Here is a 15,404-nt window from a genome sequence, read left to right as displayed (position 1 = left end):
TCATGCGTCCAGCGATTCAATCAGCCCGACCACCGGCTGCAGGCGGTGCTCCAGCTCGGCGAGCAGGGTCTGCTCCAGCTCGGCTTCGAAGCCCTGCAGCCAGCGCAGGTCGTCGGGGGTGTCGGATGCGGCGGCGGCCTGGCGCAGGGCCTTGAAGCGCGCCTTGAGGTGGGCGGGCAGGCCGGCGAGCAGGCGCTGCTCGCGCCCGCCGAGCATCTGGTCCATCACGGCGTCGAGCGCGGCGAGCTGGGCCAGGCGCGGCGCGCCTTTGGCCAGGGTCTGGCGCACGTGTTCGCGCAGCGCGTCCACGCTCATCTCCATGCGGCGCTGCTGGTCCTGATGGCGCTGGTGGAACAGGGCGAACTCGGTGTCGAGGTCGTTCGGGTCGGGGCGGTGTTTGGGGTCGCGCGCGGTGATGGAGCGGGTCAGCGTGGCGCGCACACGCTCCAGCTCGGCCGGCAGCGCCTCGGCGGCGGGCGCGCGCGTGGGAGGCTGGGCCGCCCGCGCCCCCAACGCCGCGATGGACGGGTGCGCCGAGCTCAGCGTGATGGCGTCGGCCACATTCAGCCACTGGCCGAGGCGCTCGGCCAGGTCTTGCCGGGACGCGTCGGCCAAGGCGTGCGCGCCCTCGGGCAGAAAGCCCGCGAGCTGTCGCACCAGGGCCGGGCGGTTGAAGTTGCTGCGCAAGAAAACGGTCCTTCGCGCCACGGGGGCGCTGCCTTCGAATGGCATCAGATGGGGCGGCCGCGCAGCGGGGCTGGCAGCGGACGGCGGGTGCCCGGAGGGCGGTATTGACGCGCCAGGGCACGTCGGGCGCCCCTCGCACCGGCCCCGGTGCGTTCACCAGGGCGGTGGAGGCGGTTGGCCGGGTGAGGTCACTCCGGCACAGCCGCCCCAGGGGCGAGGTCGGATTTTACTGGGCGGCCATTTGTAACAAATCGCCTGCACAAGGCGGGCCCATGTCCCACACACGAAGTGAAGCCGCCCGCGCCCGGTGAGGGGCGCGGGCGGCTCGGTGCAACTCTCGCGGATTCGCCGACGCAACCCCGCCGGGTCCCGCGCGACGCGCGGCGGGGGGGGGTCGCTTCAATGCCCTGTTTTGAACACCGCCACCGCGGCCACCAGCTGCTCGGCCTGCTGCTTCAGGCTGTCGGCGGCGGCGCTTTGTTCGACCAGCGCCGCGTTCTGCTGGGTGCCCTGGTCCATGCGGGTGATGGCCTGCCCCACCTGCGCCACGCCGGCGCTCTGCTGCGAACTGGCGGCGCTGATCTCGCTCACGATGTCGCTCACGCGGCGGATCGAGGTCACCACCTCGTGCATGGTGACGCCGGCCTGATCGACCAGGGCCGATCCCTGCTCGACGCGGTCCACGCTGGCACCGATGAGCACCTTGATCTCCTTGGCGGCCTCGGCGCTGCGCTGCGCGAGGTTGCGCACCTCGGCCGCCACCACCGCGAAACCACGGCCCTGCTCGCCGGCCCGCGCCGCCTCCACCGCCGCGTTGAGCGCGAGGATGTTGGTCTGGAAGGCGATGGCGTCGATCACGCCGATGATGTCGCTGATCTTGCGGCTGCTCTCGTTGATGCCCTTCATGGTCTCGACCACGCGACCCACCACGTCCGAGAGGTTGCCCACGCCTTTGAGCCATTTGGCGGACAGCAGGACAGCCTCGCCGTCCACGCTGCGCAGGCCGACCAGCGCCGTGGCGCCCAGGGCAGCGGTCAACACGAGCATGGCGGTGAAGGCCACGAACAGCTGGCGGCCCACCGGCAGGCGGTCCAGCCAGCGACCAGATCGGCGGTTGGGTTTCATGGGGCGCTTCCGATCACTTCTTGTGACCGATGTAGCTCACCCCGATGGTCTTGCCCGAACCGTCCTTGATCGGGTTGTAGCAGGCGTCGAAGGCCGTGCCCAGCACGTCGATGGGGCCGCAGAACTGCTGGCCTTTGGTGACGGCGTCGTAGGCGGCGTTGCGGGCCAGCTGGGTGCGATGCCGCGCTTGCCTTCGGGGGTCAGCACGTTGGTGCTCACGCGCACGAACTCGTCGCCGGCCTTCACAAAGACCGTGGCGGTGGCCTGGTGGTTTTGGCGGATGCCATCGACCACATTGAAGTTGTTGTTGATCTTGCGCTGTCCGAAGTAGATGACCGGCACTTCCTTGTCGGCCACCTTGTCCACACCCTCCACGCGCGACGCACCGATCTTGGCCAGGTGGTCGTCGAGTTCGGCGAGGTGGCCTTGGGGTCGGCGGCGTGGGCCTGGGTGGCACCGATCACCACGGCGGCGATCCTCAGAAAGGATTTCGTGAATGTCATGGCAATTCCTGCGAGGGCTGGTGGGAAAGAACGGGGGTGGCCCGACATCCGCGCCGCGAACGTCCCTCGCATATCGGTGCATGCATCCAGACTTGAGACGCTCGCCGCCGCGGGAGCGCGGTCCGTCCACGCATTGTGTGAAATGTCCGCCCACGCAAAGGCGACAACAACGGCCCGACGGCTGGTCCATTCGGGCGGTCAGCCCAGCCCCGGGGAAAGACCCCTCAACGGCCGAGGGCTTTGAGGCGCGCGGGCTCGACGATCTCGATCCAGTAGCCGTCGGGGTCCTTGATGAAGGCCACGTCTTTCATCTTGCCCTGCTCGGGGCGCTTGACGTAGGTGAGGCCGTTCTCGTCGAACCAGGCCACGGCGGTGTCGAGGTTCGGCACCGAGAAGCAGATGTGGCCGAACCCTTGGGGCTGGGCGTTGCCGTCGTGGTACCTGAAATCGGGGTCGGCCTCCGTGCCCCAGTTGTGGGTGAGCTCCAGGATGCCGCGCTGCGCAAACGTCCAGGCGGTGCGCTCGCCCGCGTCCTCGGGCGGCTGCTCGCCGTCCACCGGGCGGTGCAGGAAGTACAGCGAAAACCTCATCTCGGGGAAGTCGAGCTTGCGCAGCAGCTTCATGCCCATGACGCGCGTGTAGAAGGCGAGCGAGACGGCCGGGTCTTTCACGCGCAGCATGCTGTGGTTGAGCACAAAGCCCTGGGTGGCGGCGGGCGCGTCGCCCACGACGCCCGGGTGTTGTTCTGTGGTGAAACTCATCGTTGGGGTGGGAGAAGGTTGAACAAAAGGAAAAGCGGTCGTTCAGGGCGCGCGCACCTCGATGCGCACGCTGCTGTACCAGTCGGCCAGCTCGGTGATCTCGGTGTCGGTCAGCGGCCGGGCGATCACGTTCATGACCGCGTGCTTGCGCTCGCCGCTGCGAAACGCCTTGAGCTGCGCCACCAGGTAGATCTGCGGCTGGGCGGCGATGTGGGGCGTGTCGGGCGTGGCACCCATGCCCAGGGCGCCGTGGCAGGTCACGCAGAGCCCGGTTTTCACCGGGGCCTTGACCTGCCCGGGCTCCTGGGCGCCCACCCCACCGGCCAGGCCCAGCAGCCCGGCCAGCAGGAGGGGCGCACCCTGCGCCCTCGCGACGCGTGTGAGGCGCATGCCCTTCACGGCGCGTACGTGACGCGATAGATGGCGCCGGCGAAGTCGTCGCTGATGAGCAGCGAGCCGTCTTTCATGACCGCCACGTCCACCGGGCGACCGCGGTACAGGCCGGTGTCGGGATCGAGGAAGCCTTCGGCGAAGACCTCGCTCTTGTCGGCGCTGCCATCGGCCTTCATCGAGACGTAGTTGATCAGACCGCCGGTGGCCTTGGAGCGGTTCCAGGAACCGTGCGCCGCCACGAACGCGCCGCCCTGGTACTTGGCCGGGAACTGCTTGCCGTTGTAGAAGGTCATGCCGAGCTGCGCCTGGTGGGCGGGGAACTCGACCTGCGGCTTGGTCCATTGCGCTGGTGGCTTCATGTCCTTGAGGTCGGGCGCGGCGGCGGTGCCGGCGATGGGCACGTTGTTGCCATGGATGAACGGGTAGCCAAAGTGCTCGCCCAGCTTCGACACGCGGTTGAGCTCGCCCGGCGGGATGTCGTCACCCATGCCGTCGGTCTGGTTGTCGGTGAACCAGACCGATTTGTCTTTCGGGTTGATGTCCATGCCGACCGAGTTGCGCACACCACGCGCGACAACCTCGCGCTTGGAACCGTCGAAGGCGTTCATCTTGACCATGCCGCCAATGCCCAGCTGCTCGTAGAGCGCCACCTTGTCTTTGGGCTGCACGTTGTGCGGCTGGCCCAGGGTGATGTGCAGCATGCCGTCGTCGGCCACGCGGCAGGTGCGGGCGCCGTGGTTGTAGCTCTCTTCTTCGGGCGGGACCAGCTTGCCCTGGCCCACCACCTCGATCACGGCCACGTCCGGTCCTTCGTAGAAGAACTCGGCGGCGGGGAAGTTGAGCACGCGGTTGTGTTCGGCCACGATCAGGAAGCCGTCCTTGGTCCAGCACACGCCGTTGGGGTTGGTGAACTTCAGGCTCGGGGCGAAGCTCTTGACCTCGTCGGCCACGCCGTCGCTGTTGCGGTCGGTCACGGCCCAGACGGTGGTCTTGCGGGTGCCGACGAACAGCATGTTGGTGCTGGGCGCGACCGCCATGTGGCGCGCGTCGGGGACGATGGCGAACAGGTCGATGCTGAAGCCCGGCGGCAGCTTGACGCGCTTGAGGTTGGCGCGGATGGCGTCGGCGTTCTTGCCGGTTTGCGGAACCACGGGAATGTTGAGGTCGGTGGTGGCCACCTTCATCTGCTTCAGCTTTTCAATGTTCTGCTGCGCCTGCGCGCCCAGGGCCACGGCCGCCGCGACGGCGCCCAGTGCCCACAGCTTCATCGTCTTCTTCATCTTCTGTCTCCTCGGGTGGTTGCCCCTGTCGGGGCGGGTGGTGGCCGGCAGGTCCACACCGGGACGGCCAGTGAACGGAGGACGTGGTTCAGCTGCGCCCGCCCATGGCCACCAGCTTGGGGGCGGGCAGGGCAGCGCCAGGTCCGATGTGCGCCGCGGGCGGGTCGACGGCGAGCGCGCTTTCGGCCCGGGTCATCTTGCGGTGCAGATAGCGCATGCAGGTGACGCGCAGGAACGAGGCGAAATTGGGCACCTCGCCCCGGTGCAGAAAGATCTCGTCGTGAAACTGGGCGATGAGCGCGTTGGTGGTGCAGCCCTCCTCCAGCGCCATCTCGGCCAGGATGTCCCAGGCCATGTTCTCCAGCCGGATGCTGGTGAGCACGTTGCGGATGCGCACGGTGCGCGTGCGCTGCTCGTACTGGATGGGGTCGGCCTTGACGAAAAATTCGCACATGGGTGTCTCCTGATTTTTTACGGCACCGGAGCGCCATCCGCAACGCATGAAACGGTCCATGGCCCAGGGGTACCGCCGGGCCGGCTTTGCCAGACGGCCAGTGCCGTCCCCCTTGAGGGGGGTGACGCGAAGCGGCGCGGGGGGTTCACTTCAGATCGCCCGCTGCATCATCTGCTCGGCAATGTGGTCGGCCTGGCGGATGGCGAGGGTGACAATGGTGAGCGTGGGGTTTTCGGCGCCGCCGGTGGTGAACTGGCTGCCGTCGCTGATGAACAGGTTGGGGATGTCGTGCGTCTGCCCCCACTTGTTGACCACGCCGTCCTGCGGGCGCGCGCTCATGCGGCTGGTGCCCATGTTGTGCGTGCTCGGGTACGGCGGCGTGCGGAAGGTGCGGATGGCGCCGGCCGCTTCGTAGACCCGCTCGCCCTGCGTGAACGCGTGGTTGCGCATGGCGATGTCATTCTCGTGGTCGTCGAAATGCACGTTGGGCGCGTAATTGCCGTACTGGTCTTTCACGTTGGTGTTGAGCGTGACGCGGTTGGTCTCGCGCGGCATGTCTTCGCCCACCAGCCACATGCCCGCGAGGTTCGTGTAGCGGTCCATCCACCAGGTGAAGTCCGATCCCCAGCCACCCGGGTTGAGGAACGCGGCCATGAACGGGATGCCCAGCGACAGCGTTTCCAGCTCGTAGCCGCCCACGAAACCGCGCGCCGGGTTGTGCGCCGCTTCGTCGCGCACGATGCCGGCCATGGTGGTGCCGCGGTACATGTGCACCGGGTTTTTGAAGGCGGCGTAGACCGAGCCGGTCATGTGGCGCATGTAGTGGCGGCCCACGTGGCCGGCCGAGTTGGCCAGGCCGTCCTTGAACTGGTTGGAGGCCGAGAGCAGCAGCAGGCGCGGTGTCTCGATGGAGTTGCCGGCCACGCAGACGATGCGGGCTTTCTGGCGCTGTTCCTTGCCGTCCTTGTCCATGTAGACCACGCCCGTCACCTTGCCGGCGGCGTTGTGTTCGATGCGCGTCACGTGGGCCTGGGTGCGCAGTTCGAAGTTGCCGGTGGCCTCGGCCTTGGGGATCTCGGTGTACAGCGTGGACCACTTGGCGCCGCTCTTGCAGCCCTGGAAACAGAAGCCCAGCTGCATGCAGCGCCCGCGGCCGTCGCGCGGCTGGCTGTTGATGGCCATGTTGCCGGTGTGCAACTCCTTGTAGCCGAGCTTGCTGGCGCCGTTGTACATCACCTTGAAGTTGTTGTTGCCGGGCAGTCCGGGGATGCCGTTGGTGCGGGTCACGCCCATCTTGTTTTCGGCCTTGGCGTAGTAGGGCTCCAGGTCTTTCAGCGTGATCGGCCAGTCCAGCAGGCTGGTGCCTTTGATCTCGCCGTAGGTGGTTTTGGCGCGGAACTCGTGTTCCTGGAAGCGCAGCGAGGCGCCGGCCCAGTGGGTGGTGGTACCGCCCACGGTCTTGCAGATCCAGGCCGGCAGGCCCGAGAAGTCCTTGGCCACGCGCCAGGAGCCCGAGGTGGTGCGCGCGTCGAGCCAGGCGAGCTGCACGAACGACTTCCACTCGTCGTTGATGAAGCTGGCCTGCGACTGCAGGGCACCGGCCTCCAGCGTCACGACCTTGATGCCCTTCTGGCACAGCTCGTTGGCCAGGGTGCCGCCGCCGGCCCCCGAGCCGATGATGACGACCACGGAGTCGTCGGAAAAGTCAAATTTCGCCATGTCTGCCTCTGTTCGGTTGGGTTCGGTTCAATGGAAGCGCCACATCAGCCCATGTAGGGCGGCGGGCTGGCTTCTTTGCTGGGGGCGGGCAACCACTTGAGGTCCTGAAACCCGCGGGTGATGTAGCCGCCCTTTTCCCAGGCCGAGCCCGGGTAACCGAACACGGCGTAGGCCATGTCGTTGTCGTAGAGCGAGGTGACGCACTGGCCGCGCACGGTGTTGAAGAAGGCCGTGCCTTCCATGCCGCGCACGGTCTCCAGGCGCCGCGCCGCGCGGGCCTTGGCGAAGTTGCCACCGGCCGATTGGTTGAGCCAGGCGATGCCGTCGGCCAGCAGCTTGGCCGCGCCCGCGTCGCCCGCGGCCTTGCCGTCGAGGTCTTTGGCGAGCAGCGCGTAGACCGCATCGGGCAGCTTCTCGTGCGGGTAGAGCACGCGGCCCATGGCCATGAGCGCGCTGCCTTCGGCGGCGCTGAGCTTCTTGAGTTCGAGCGCCCAGGCGGTGCTGGGGGCCAGGCCGGCCAGCAGGCTGCCGGTGGCGAGCGTGCCGAACAGCAGGCCGGAGCCTTTGAGGAAATCCCGCCGCGCCAGAGGCAGGTTCACTTTGCGGACTTCGCCGCTCTCTTCGCCGCAACCGGCGGCCGCAGACGCGGGGTCTGCAATGGGAATGACGCGCATGTTTGTCTCCAAGGGGTTCTTGTGGCCCGGACCGTTCCGGTGCGTGTGGGGAACCCCAGTGTTGAGCAAAACATCACGCTTGTGGTGATAGCGGATTACATACCGGGCAAACCCTTGGTCACGGCCCGGAGGTCGCCCGGCGGCACCGCGCGGCGCGAGGCCGCGTCAGCGCGGGCGGGCGGCCTTGAGGATCTGCGTGCCCTGCTTCGCGAGGGCCTTGAGGGTCGCGAAATCGGCGTCGTGTTCGACCACCAGGTGATCGAGCTCGCGGACAGGCGTGACCCGGTGCGGCAGCTGCAGGCCCAGCTTGTCGTTGGTGGCCATGGCCACGCAACGGCGGCTGGCCGCGCGCAGGGCGCGCTTGAAGGCGGCGTCGGCGGCATCGACGGTGCAGACCCCGCCATCGACCGTGACCCCGCAGGCGCCGAGGAAGCAGCGCTGGATGTTCATCTGGCCCACGGCCAGCACGGCGGTGGCGTCGATGCAGCCGCCCACCAGCGGGTCCACCGAGCCGCCGACCATGAGGAGCTGCACGTCCTGGCGGCGCAGCAGCGTGGCGGCGATGTCCACCGAGTTGGTGGCCACCGTGAGCGCGTGGTCCTCGGGCAGGCCGGCGGCGAGCGCCAGGTTGGTGCTGCTGCTGTCGAGAAACAGGAACTCGCCGGGTTCGATGGTCTCGACCGCCGCCCGCGCCAGCGCGGCCTTGCGCTCGCGGCCTTCGTCCATGCGCACCGCCATCGGGGTGGCGCCGGGCAGGGGCGGCAGCGCCCCGCCGTAGACGCGGCGGCAGCGCCCCTCGGCCGCCAGCGCGCGCAGGTCGCGCCGGATGGCGTCTTCCGACACCTGGAATTCGGCGGCCAGCGCCGCGGCCACCACGGTCTGGCCCTGGGCCAGGCGCCCGGCGATCAGGTCGCGGCGCTGGAGCGGTATGTCGGTGTGCATGGGCGGATCATATCGTGCACAAACAAGAAACATACCATGCACAAACGCGCATCCGAAACCCCACTTCAGCCGCTCAGGCGGTTGTGCATGCAAAACCGCGCCGGTCCCATGGGGCCGGAGCGCCGCCCCAGCGCCTGCACGGCACCCGCTCAGGGCACCGCCGGGCCGGCTCTGCCGGACGGCCAGTGCGCCTTGCAGGCCGCAGCCTCGCCAGAGGCGAGGCTTCTTCGGGCTGTCCAAGCCTGCGCAGGCAGGCTTGGAGCCGCGGCCCTCAGCCCCCTTCAGGGGGTCGCGCGCAGCGCGGCGGGGGTGTTCCACTCACATCACGAGCACCGCCCGGAAGTCGTTCACGTTGGTGTGCGTGGGGCCGGTGATCACGAGGTCGCCCAGCGGTTCGAAATAGCCGTAGGCGTCGTTGCGGGCCAGGTGGTCGGCCACCTTCAGGCCCAGCCTGGCGGCGCGCGCCAGCGTGTCGGGCGTGACCAGGGCACCGGCGTTGTCTTCCACACCGTCGATGCCGTCGGTGTCGGCCGCGAGCGCCCACACACCGCCCTGCCCGCCCAGCGCCTGCGCGAGGCCCAGGCAGAACTCGCCGGCCCGGCCGCCGCGCCCTTTCTTCTGGCCTTCGGCGCGCGGGCGCACGGTGACGGTGGTTTCGCCGCCGCTCAGGATGAGGCAGGGCCTGGCGAAGCTGCTGCGGCCGAGCGCGGTGGAGCGCGCGAGCGCGGCGTGCACCTTGCCCACCTCGCGCGACTCGCCTTCGATCTCGTCGCTGAGCACCACCACGTTCAGGCCGAGCGCACGGGCGGCCTCAGCGGCGGCGTCCAGGCTCTGTTGGGGCGTGGCGATCAGGTGCGTTTCAATGCCGGCGAGCGCGGCGTCGCCGGGTTTGGGCGTTTCCAGCGCGCCGCTTTGCAGCTGCGCCTTCACCACTTCAGGCACCTCGATGCCGTAGCGGCGCAGGATGTCCAGCGCCTCGGCGCAGGTGGAGGCGTCGGCCACGGTGGGGCCGCTGGCGATCACGCTCACATCGTCGCCCGGCACATCGCTGATGGTGAGCGTGACCACGCGGGCCGGCGCGCAGGCCGCCGCCAGGCGCCCGCCCTTGATGGCCGAGAGGTGCTTGCGCACGGTGTTCATCTCGCCGATGTGCGCGCCGCTTTCCAGCAGCTGGCGGTTGATGCGCTGCTTGTCTTCGAGCGTGAGACCGTCGCAGGGCAGCGTGAGCAGGGACGATCCGCCGCCGGAGATGAGGCACAACACCAGGTCGTCGGCGGTGAGCCCTTCGGTGAGTTTCAGGATGCGCTGCGCGGCGTCCAGGCCGGCCGCGTCGGGCACGGGGTGCGAAGCCTCGACCACCTCGATGCGCTCGGGCACGCCGGCCGGGCGGGGGGGAACGTGGTGGTAACGTGTGACGACCAGGCCCGAGAGCGGCGCGTCGGCCGGCCACAGCGCTTCGACCGCCTGCGCCATCGCGGCGCCGGCCTTGCCGGCGCCGAGCACCAGGGTGCGGCCCTTGGGCAGTTGCGGGAGGTGGGCGGCGGTGTTGTGCAGCGGCAGCGCGCGCTGCACCGCCACGTCGTACAGGTGGCGCAGCAGCGCGCGGGGGTTGTCAAGGTTGGGGGCGGAGGCTTGGGTCATGGCGGCAGTCTAGCGATACATCGGCGAGAAGTGCCTTCGTTACAGAACACCGCGGAACCGGCTTGCCGGGCCGCTGGTGTTGCCCCCTGGTGGGTCGCGCGAAGCGCGGCGGGGGGATGCCTATCCCGCGATCTCATGGCCCGCCATGAGCTCCAGGCTGCGGCACAGCGCCGAATGGTCCAGGCCCGCCCAGCCATGGGCCGCACAGCTCTGCATCAGCTGCGCCGCGCTGGCGGTGTTCGGCAGGCTCACGCCCAGCTCCTTCGCGCCCTGCAGCGCCAGGTTCAGGTCCTTCTGGTGCAGCTCGATGCGAAAGCCGGGGTTGAACGTGCGCTTCACCATGCGCTCGCCATGCACCTCCAGGATGCGGCTGGCTGCGAAGCCGCCCATCAGCGCCTGGCGCACCTTGGCCGGGTCGGCACCGGCCTTGCTGGCGAACAGCAGGGCCTCGGCCACGGCCTCGATGTTGAGCGCCACGATGATCTGGTTGGCCACCTTGGTGGTCTGGCCGTCGCCGTTGCCACCCACCAGGGTGATGTTCTGGCCCATGGCTTCGAACAGCGGCCTGACGCGCTCAAAGGCCGCCTCCGGCCCACCCACCATGATGGTCAGGCTGCCGGCCTTGGCGCCCACCTCGCCACCGCTGACCGGCGCGTCCAGGTAGTCGCAGCCCAGCGCGTTGATCTGTCTTGCGAAACCTTTGGTGGCCATGGGGCTGATGGAGCTCATGTCCACCACCACCTTCCCCGCCGACAGGCCCTTGGCCACGCCGGTTTCGCCGAACAGCACGTCCTGCACGTGGGGCGTGTCGGGCACCATGGTGATGATCACGTCCGCGCGCTTGGCCACTTCGGTGGCGTTGGTGCACAGGGTGGCGCCCTGCTCCGCCAGCTGAACCGGGATCTTGCCGCGGCTGCTGACGAACAGCTGGTGCCCCGCCTGGATGAGGTTCAGCGCCATGGGCGTGCCCATGATGCCCAGGCCGATGAAGCCGATCTTGGTCATGTGGTATCTCCTTGTGTTTTTGTCTACAGCGTCTGTCCATGCGCGGCGATCCAGCCGAGTCCCCGGTCTGTCCCACCGGGGGTGGCGTCTTTGGGCTTGTATTCGCAGCCGATCCAGCCGGTGTAGCCCAGCGCATCGATGTGGTGAAACAGGTTGCGGTGGTGGATCTGGCCGGTGCCCGGTTCATGGCGCCCGGGCGTGTCGGCCAGCTGCAGGTGGGCGATGCGCGGCAGCAGGTCCTTGATGGTGTTGCACAGCTCGCCTTCCATGCGCTGCGCGTGGTAGATGTCGTACTGAAGGAACACGTTGTCGGCGCCGACCTCGTCCATCAGCGCGATGGCCTGGCGCGGGCGGTGGACGAAGTAGCCCGGCATGTCGAAGGTGTTGATGGGCTCGATCAGCAGCGGCAGACCGAGCTTCTTCGCCTCGGCCGCAGCAAAGCGCACATTGCCCACCCAGGTGGCACGCGCCTGCGCCTCGCTCACACCCGCGGGCATGAGGCCGGCCATGCAGTGCCAGCGCTGCACACCGATCACCGGCGCGTATTCGGCGGCCTGGGCCACGCCGGCGCGGAACTCTTCTTCGCGCCCCGGGATGCAGGCCATGCCGCGCTCGCCCGCGGCCCAGTCGCCGGGCGGCAGGTTGTGCAGCACCAATTCCAGCCGGTGCTGCTTCAGCAGTTGCGCGATGGTCTCGGCCGGGAAGTCGTAGGGGAACAGGAACTCCACGGCCTTGAATCCGGCTTTGGCAGCGGCTTCAAAACGGTCGAGGAACGGCAGCTCGTTCCAGAGCATGGAGAGGTTGGCGGCGAAGCGGGGCATGTTCTTTCTCTTTCAGTTCATTCCAGCAGACCTGCTGCGATGAGGCCTTCACGGCCCTCGGGATGCAGGCATTCAATGTCTTCAAACTCGTTGATCGCGTTGATCTCGGTGCCCATGGCGATGTTGGTCACTTTCTCCAGGATCACCTCCACCACCACCGGCACACCGAACTGGCGCGCCATGGTCTGGGCCTCGCGCAGGGCCGCCTGGATCTTCGATGGGTCGGTCACCCGCAGCGCCTTGCAACCCAGGCCCTCGACCACGGCCTGGTGGTCCACGCCGTAGCCCTTGAGCGTGGCATCCTGAACGTTCTGGTTCTCGAACGCGAGCTGCACGCAGTAGTCCATCTCGAAGCCGCGCTGGCTCTGGCGGATCAGGCCGAGGTAGCTGTTGTTCACCAGCACCTGCACATAGGGAATGCGGAACTGCGCACCGACCGCCAGCTCTTCCACGAGGAACTGGAAGTCGTAGTCACCCGAGAGGCCGACCACGGTCCTGGTCGGGTCCGCAGCGGCCACGCCGAGCGCGGCGGGAATGGTCCAGCCCAGCGGGCCGGCCTGGCCGCAGTTGATCCACTGGCGCGGGCCGTACACGTGCAGGAACTGCGCGCCGGCGATCTGGGACAGGCCGATGGTGGAGACATAGACCGTGTCGCGGCCAAAGGCGGCGTTCATCTCTTCGTAGACGCGCTGCGGCTTGATGGGCACGTTGTCGAAATGGGTCTTGCGCTGCATGAGTTTCTTGCGCTCGGCGCAGCGCGCGGCCCAAGTGCTGAAGTCCTTCAAAGCGTTGGCGGCCTGGCGCTCGCGCGCCACCTGCACGAACAGTTCCAGCGCGATCTTGGCGTCGGACACGATGCCGAGATCCGGGTTGAACACGCGGCCGATCTGGGTGGGCTCGATGTCCACGTGCACGAAGCTGCGCCCTTGCGTGTAGACCTCGACCGAGCCGGTGTGGCGGTTCGCCCAGCGGTTGCCGATGCCGAGCACGAAGTCACTTGCGAGCATGGTCGCGTTGCCGTAGCGGTGGCTGGTCTGCAGGCCGCACATGCCGGCCATGAGCGGGTGGTCGTCAGGGATCGCACCCCAGGCCATGAGCGTGGGGATCACCGGCACGCCGGTGAGTTCGGCCAGCTCCACCAGCAGGTCGGACGCGTCGGCGTTGATGATGCCGCCACCGGCGACGATCAGCGGCTTGCTCGATGCAGCCAGCATGTCCAGCGCGCGCTCGATCTGCCTGCGCGTGGCGGCGGGCTTGTAGACCGGCAGCGGCTCGTAGGTGTCGATGTCGAACTCGATCTCGGCCATCTGCACGTCGATCGGCAGGTCGATCAGCACCGGGCCGGGGCGACCCGAGCGCATGAGGTGAAAGGCCTGCTGGAACACGCGGGGCACCAGCGCCGGCTCGCGCACCGTCACGCTCCATTTGGTGACCGGCTTGCTGATGGCCTCGATGTCCACCGCCTGAAAGTCTTCCTTGTAGAGCCGGGCGCGCGGCGCCTGGCCGGTGATGCAGAGGATCGGTATCGAATCGGCGCTGGCCGAATACAGGCCAGTGATCATGTCGGTGCCGGCCGGGCCGCTGGTGCCGATGCAGACCCCGATGTTGCCGGCCCGTGCCCGCGTGTAGCCCTCGGCCATGTGCGAGGCGCCTTCCACATGGCGCGCCAGCACATGGGCAATCGTCTGGCGCTCGCGCAGCTGCGCGTAGAGCGGGTTGATGGCGGCACCGGGTACACCGAAGGCCTGGGTGATGCCTTCCTTTTCCATCACGAGCACGGCGGCCATCGCGGCTTTCATCTTCGGCATGTCTGTCTCCAGATAAATTGAATCACTGGAGCCGATGCTATGGAGCGCATAGCGTTTTGAGAATGCCACTGGGGGTACTTTGATTCGATACTCCAGGTATGCAATCCCGCGGATAACATGCGCCCATGGACCGATACAAGGAAATCGAAGCCTTCGTGCAGGTGATGGAACACGGCAGCCTGGCCGCGGCCGCGCTGCACGCGGGCATCACCCCCGTGATGATGGGCCGGCGCATCGACGCGCTGGAGAAGCGCCTGGGCACCTTGCTGATTCACCGCTCCACACGGCGGCTGGCGCTGACCGAACAGGGCGCGAGCTTCCTTGACGAATGCCGAGCGCTGCTGGCGCAGTGGGCGCAGGCCGAGGCCACGGTGTCGGCCCAGAAGCACAGCGCCAGCGGCCACTTGGTGGTGTCAGCGCCAGCGGCGTTCGGCCGGCTGCACGTGGCGCCGCACGCGGCCGCGTTCCTGAAGGCCAACCCGGCGGTGAAGCTCTCGTTCAACCTGACCGACCGCGTGGTGGACCTGGTGCGCGATGGCTACGACCTGGGCCTGCGCATCGGCGGCGTGATCGACCCGAACTTCGTGGCGATCAAGCTGGCCACCAACCAGCGCGTGGTCTGCGGCACGCCGGCCTACTTCCGCAAACACGGCAAGCCGCAGACGCTGGACGACCTCAAGCACCACAACTGCCTGGCCTTCAACTTGCAAGGGGGTCAGCAACGCGGCTGGTATTTCCAGCAGGACGGCAAAACGGTGACTGTGCGCGTGGATGGCAACCTGGACTGCAACGACGGCGAGCTGCTGCACCGCTGGGTGAGCGAAGGCATGGGCCTGGGCTGGCGCAGCACCTGGGAGATCCAGGCGCAGCTGCAGCGCGGCGAGCTGGTGACCGTGCTGAATCAGTTCGCCCTGCCCGCCTACGACATCCTGGCCGTGTACCCACAGCAGCGGCACCTGCCGGCCAAGGTGCGGTTTTTCATCGAGCACCTGAAAAAGACGTACGCCAAGCCCAATTACTGGTTGAAATAAGAACACCCCCGCGCCGCTTCGCGTCACCCCCTCAAGGGGGCAACATCAGCAGCCTGGCAAAGCCGGTTCCGCGATGTTCTGACCTTGAATGCCCCTCCTCCGAGATTGACCATGAACACCCTGCTGATCCACCACGCCACCTGCATCGCCACTTTCGACCACGCCGACCCGGCGCAAGGGCGCGAGCTGAAAGACGCGTCGCTGTTCGTGCGCGACCACGTGATCGAGTGGATCGGCCCGACCGCCGAGCTGCCGCGCGCGCTGCTCGAATCGGCCGTTGAGACCATCGACGCGCGCGGCCACCTCGTCACGCCCGGCCTGGTGAACACGCACCACCACATGTACCAGAGCCTCACGCGCGCCATTCCCGGCGTGCAGGACGCCGAGCTGTTCAGCTGGCTGCGCGGGCTGTACCCGATCTGGGCCGGGCTCACGCCCGAGATGGTGCAGGTCTCGACCCAGGTGGCGATGGCGGAGCTGCTGCTCTCGGGCTGCACCACCAGCAGCGACCACCTCTACATCTACCCCAACGGCGTGCGGCTGGAAGACAGCATCGAGGC

14 protein-coding genes and 2 pseudogenes are annotated in these 15,404 nt (G+C 68.0%); 2 read left to right on the top strand and 14 right to left on the bottom strand.

Translation table 11 applies throughout. The features are described from left to right. The 14 genes and pseudogenes from IV088_RS09545 to gcl all read right to left on the bottom strand — a co-directional run bounded on the left by IV088_RS09545 (position 1) and on the right by gcl (position 13,813). A complete protein-coding gene (locus tag IV088_RS09545) occupies positions 1 to 687 on the bottom strand; it encodes a DUF3348 family protein (RefSeq protein WP_291101072.1) in 687 nt (228 codons plus the stop codon). Between the two features lie 399 nt (positions 688 to 1,086). Then, a pseudogene (locus tag IV088_RS09540) lies at positions 1,087 to 1,620 on the bottom strand (methyl-accepting chemotaxis protein); the annotation flags it as partial. A gap of 223 nt (positions 1,621 to 1,843) precedes the next feature. After that, positions 1,844 to 2,397, bottom strand: a pseudogene (locus IV088_RS09535) (cache domain-containing protein); the annotation flags it as partial. Positions 2,398 to 2,539: 142 nt separating this feature from the next. Next, positions 2,540 to 3,076 (bottom strand): lactoylglutathione lyase, encoded by a 537-nt coding sequence (gloA, locus tag IV088_RS09530; RefSeq protein ID WP_291101069.1) that lies wholly within the window; start codon positions 3,074 to 3,076, stop codon positions 2,540 to 2,542. A gap of 42 nt (positions 3,077 to 3,118) precedes the next feature. Beyond that, positions 3,119 to 3,466 (bottom strand): c-type cytochrome, encoded by a 348-nt coding sequence (locus IV088_RS09525; RefSeq protein ID WP_291101066.1) that lies wholly within the window; start codon positions 3,464 to 3,466, stop codon positions 3,119 to 3,121. A 5-nt stretch (positions 3,467 to 3,471) separates the two neighbouring features. After that, entirely contained in the window at positions 3,472 to 4,749 is a 1,278-nt protein-coding gene (locus tag IV088_RS09520) for a PQQ-dependent sugar dehydrogenase (RefSeq protein ID WP_291101063.1), read from the bottom strand. 88 nt (positions 4,750 to 4,837) lie between these two features. Beyond that, complete coding sequence (locus tag IV088_RS09515) at positions 4,838 to 5,203, bottom strand: ribbon-helix-helix domain-containing protein (RefSeq protein WP_291101059.1); 366 nt, start codon at positions 5,201 to 5,203, stop codon at positions 4,838 to 4,840. Between the two features lie 150 nt (positions 5,204 to 5,353). Then, positions 5,354 to 6,922 carry a GMC family oxidoreductase gene (locus IV088_RS09510; protein ID WP_291101055.1) on the bottom strand — a complete coding sequence of 523 codons (1,569 nt, stop codon included), beginning with the start codon at positions 6,920 to 6,922 and terminating at the stop codon, positions 5,354 to 5,356. Positions 6,923 to 6,966: 44 nt separating this feature from the next. Continuing rightward, positions 6,967 to 7,596 carry a twin-arginine translocation signal domain-containing protein gene (locus IV088_RS09505; protein WP_291101052.1) on the bottom strand — a complete coding sequence of 210 codons (630 nt, stop codon included), beginning with the start codon at positions 7,594 to 7,596 and terminating at the stop codon, positions 6,967 to 6,969. A 165-nt stretch (positions 7,597 to 7,761) separates the two neighbouring features. Further along, a complete protein-coding gene (locus IV088_RS09500) occupies positions 7,762 to 8,580 on the bottom strand; it encodes a DeoR/GlpR family DNA-binding transcription regulator (protein ID WP_291101050.1) in 819 nt (272 codons plus the stop codon). A 276-nt stretch (positions 8,581 to 8,856) separates the two neighbouring features. Beyond that, positions 8,857 to 10,179 (bottom strand): glycerate kinase, encoded by a 1,323-nt coding sequence (locus tag IV088_RS09495; protein WP_291101048.1) that lies wholly within the window; start codon positions 10,177 to 10,179, stop codon positions 8,857 to 8,859. Positions 10,180 to 10,299: 120 nt separating this feature from the next. After that, a complete protein-coding gene (gene glxR, locus IV088_RS09490; RefSeq protein WP_291101045.1) occupies positions 10,300 to 11,184 on the bottom strand; it encodes a 2-hydroxy-3-oxopropionate reductase in 885 nt (294 codons plus the stop codon). A 23-nt stretch (positions 11,185 to 11,207) separates the two neighbouring features. Further along, on the bottom strand, positions 11,208 to 12,005 hold the full coding sequence (gene hyi / locus IV088_RS09485; protein ID WP_291101042.1) for a hydroxypyruvate isomerase: 798 nt from the start codon (positions 12,003 to 12,005) through the stop codon (positions 11,208 to 11,210). Between the two features lie 17 nt (positions 12,006 to 12,022). Beyond that, the gene (gcl, locus tag IV088_RS09480) at positions 12,023 to 13,813 is read right to left on the bottom strand and encodes a glyoxylate carboligase (protein WP_291101039.1); all 1,791 of its coding nucleotides are present in this window, start codon (positions 13,811 to 13,813) and stop codon (positions 12,023 to 12,025) included. A gap of 125 nt (positions 13,814 to 13,938) precedes the next feature. On the opposite strand from gcl, the gene IV088_RS09475 reads away from it, so the two are divergent. Both IV088_RS09475 and IV088_RS09470 read left to right on the top strand, forming a co-directional pair. Further along, a complete protein-coding gene (locus IV088_RS09475; RefSeq protein WP_291101036.1) occupies positions 13,939 to 14,844 on the top strand; it encodes a LysR family transcriptional regulator in 906 nt (301 codons plus the stop codon). 111 nt (positions 14,845 to 14,955) lie between these two features. After that, positions 14,956 to 15,404 (top strand): amidohydrolase family protein (locus IV088_RS09470; protein ID WP_291101034.1); only part of this gene is annotated, 449 nt, incomplete at its 3' end.

Origin of the sequence: Hydrogenophaga sp., from assembly GCF_018780075.1 — a bacterium.
GTDB lineage: Bacteria > Pseudomonadota > Gammaproteobacteria > Burkholderiales > Burkholderiaceae_C > Hydrogenophaga.
The sequence above is the reverse complement of the archived record's forward strand: the minus strand, read 5'-3'. Positions and strand labels throughout refer to the sequence as shown.

Excerpts from the sequence above, each read along its gene's own strand:
- glxR (WP_291101045.1), bottom strand. The coding sequence starts at position 11,184 with ATGACCAAGATCGGCTTCATCGGCCTGGGCATCATGGGCACGCCCATG.
- IV088_RS09525 (WP_291101066.1), bottom strand. The coding sequence starts at position 3,466 with ATGCGCCTCACACGCGTCGCGAGGGCGCAGGGTGCGCCCCTCCTGCTG.
- IV088_RS09520 (WP_291101063.1), bottom strand. The coding sequence starts at position 4,749 with ATGAAGAAGACGATGAAGCTGTGGGCACTGGGCGCCGTCGCGGCGGCC.
- gcl (WP_291101039.1), bottom strand. The coding sequence starts at position 13,813 with ATGCCGAAGATGAAAGCCGCGATGGCCGCCGTGCTCGTGATGGAAAAG.
- gloA (WP_291101069.1), bottom strand. The coding sequence starts at position 3,076 with ATGAGTTTCACCACAGAACAACACCCGGGCGTCGTGGGCGACGCGCCC.
- IV088_RS09505 (WP_291101052.1), bottom strand. The coding sequence starts at position 7,596 with ATGCGCGTCATTCCCATTGCAGACCCCGCGTCTGCGGCCGCCGGTTGC.
- IV088_RS09515 (WP_291101059.1), bottom strand. The coding sequence starts at position 5,203 with ATGTGCGAATTTTTCGTCAAGGCCGACCCCATCCAGTACGAGCAGCGC.
- IV088_RS09510 (WP_291101055.1), bottom strand. The coding sequence starts at position 6,922 with ATGGCGAAATTTGACTTTTCCGACGACTCCGTGGTCGTCATCATCGGC.
- IV088_RS09495 (WP_291101048.1), bottom strand. The coding sequence starts at position 10,179 with ATGACCCAAGCCTCCGCCCCCAACCTTGACAACCCCCGCGCGCTGCTG.
- IV088_RS09475 (WP_291101036.1), top strand. The coding sequence starts at position 13,939 with ATGGACCGATACAAGGAAATCGAAGCCTTCGTGCAGGTGATGGAACAC.
- hyi (WP_291101042.1), bottom strand. The coding sequence starts at position 12,005 with ATGCCCCGCTTCGCCGCCAACCTCTCCATGCTCTGGAACGAGCTGCCG.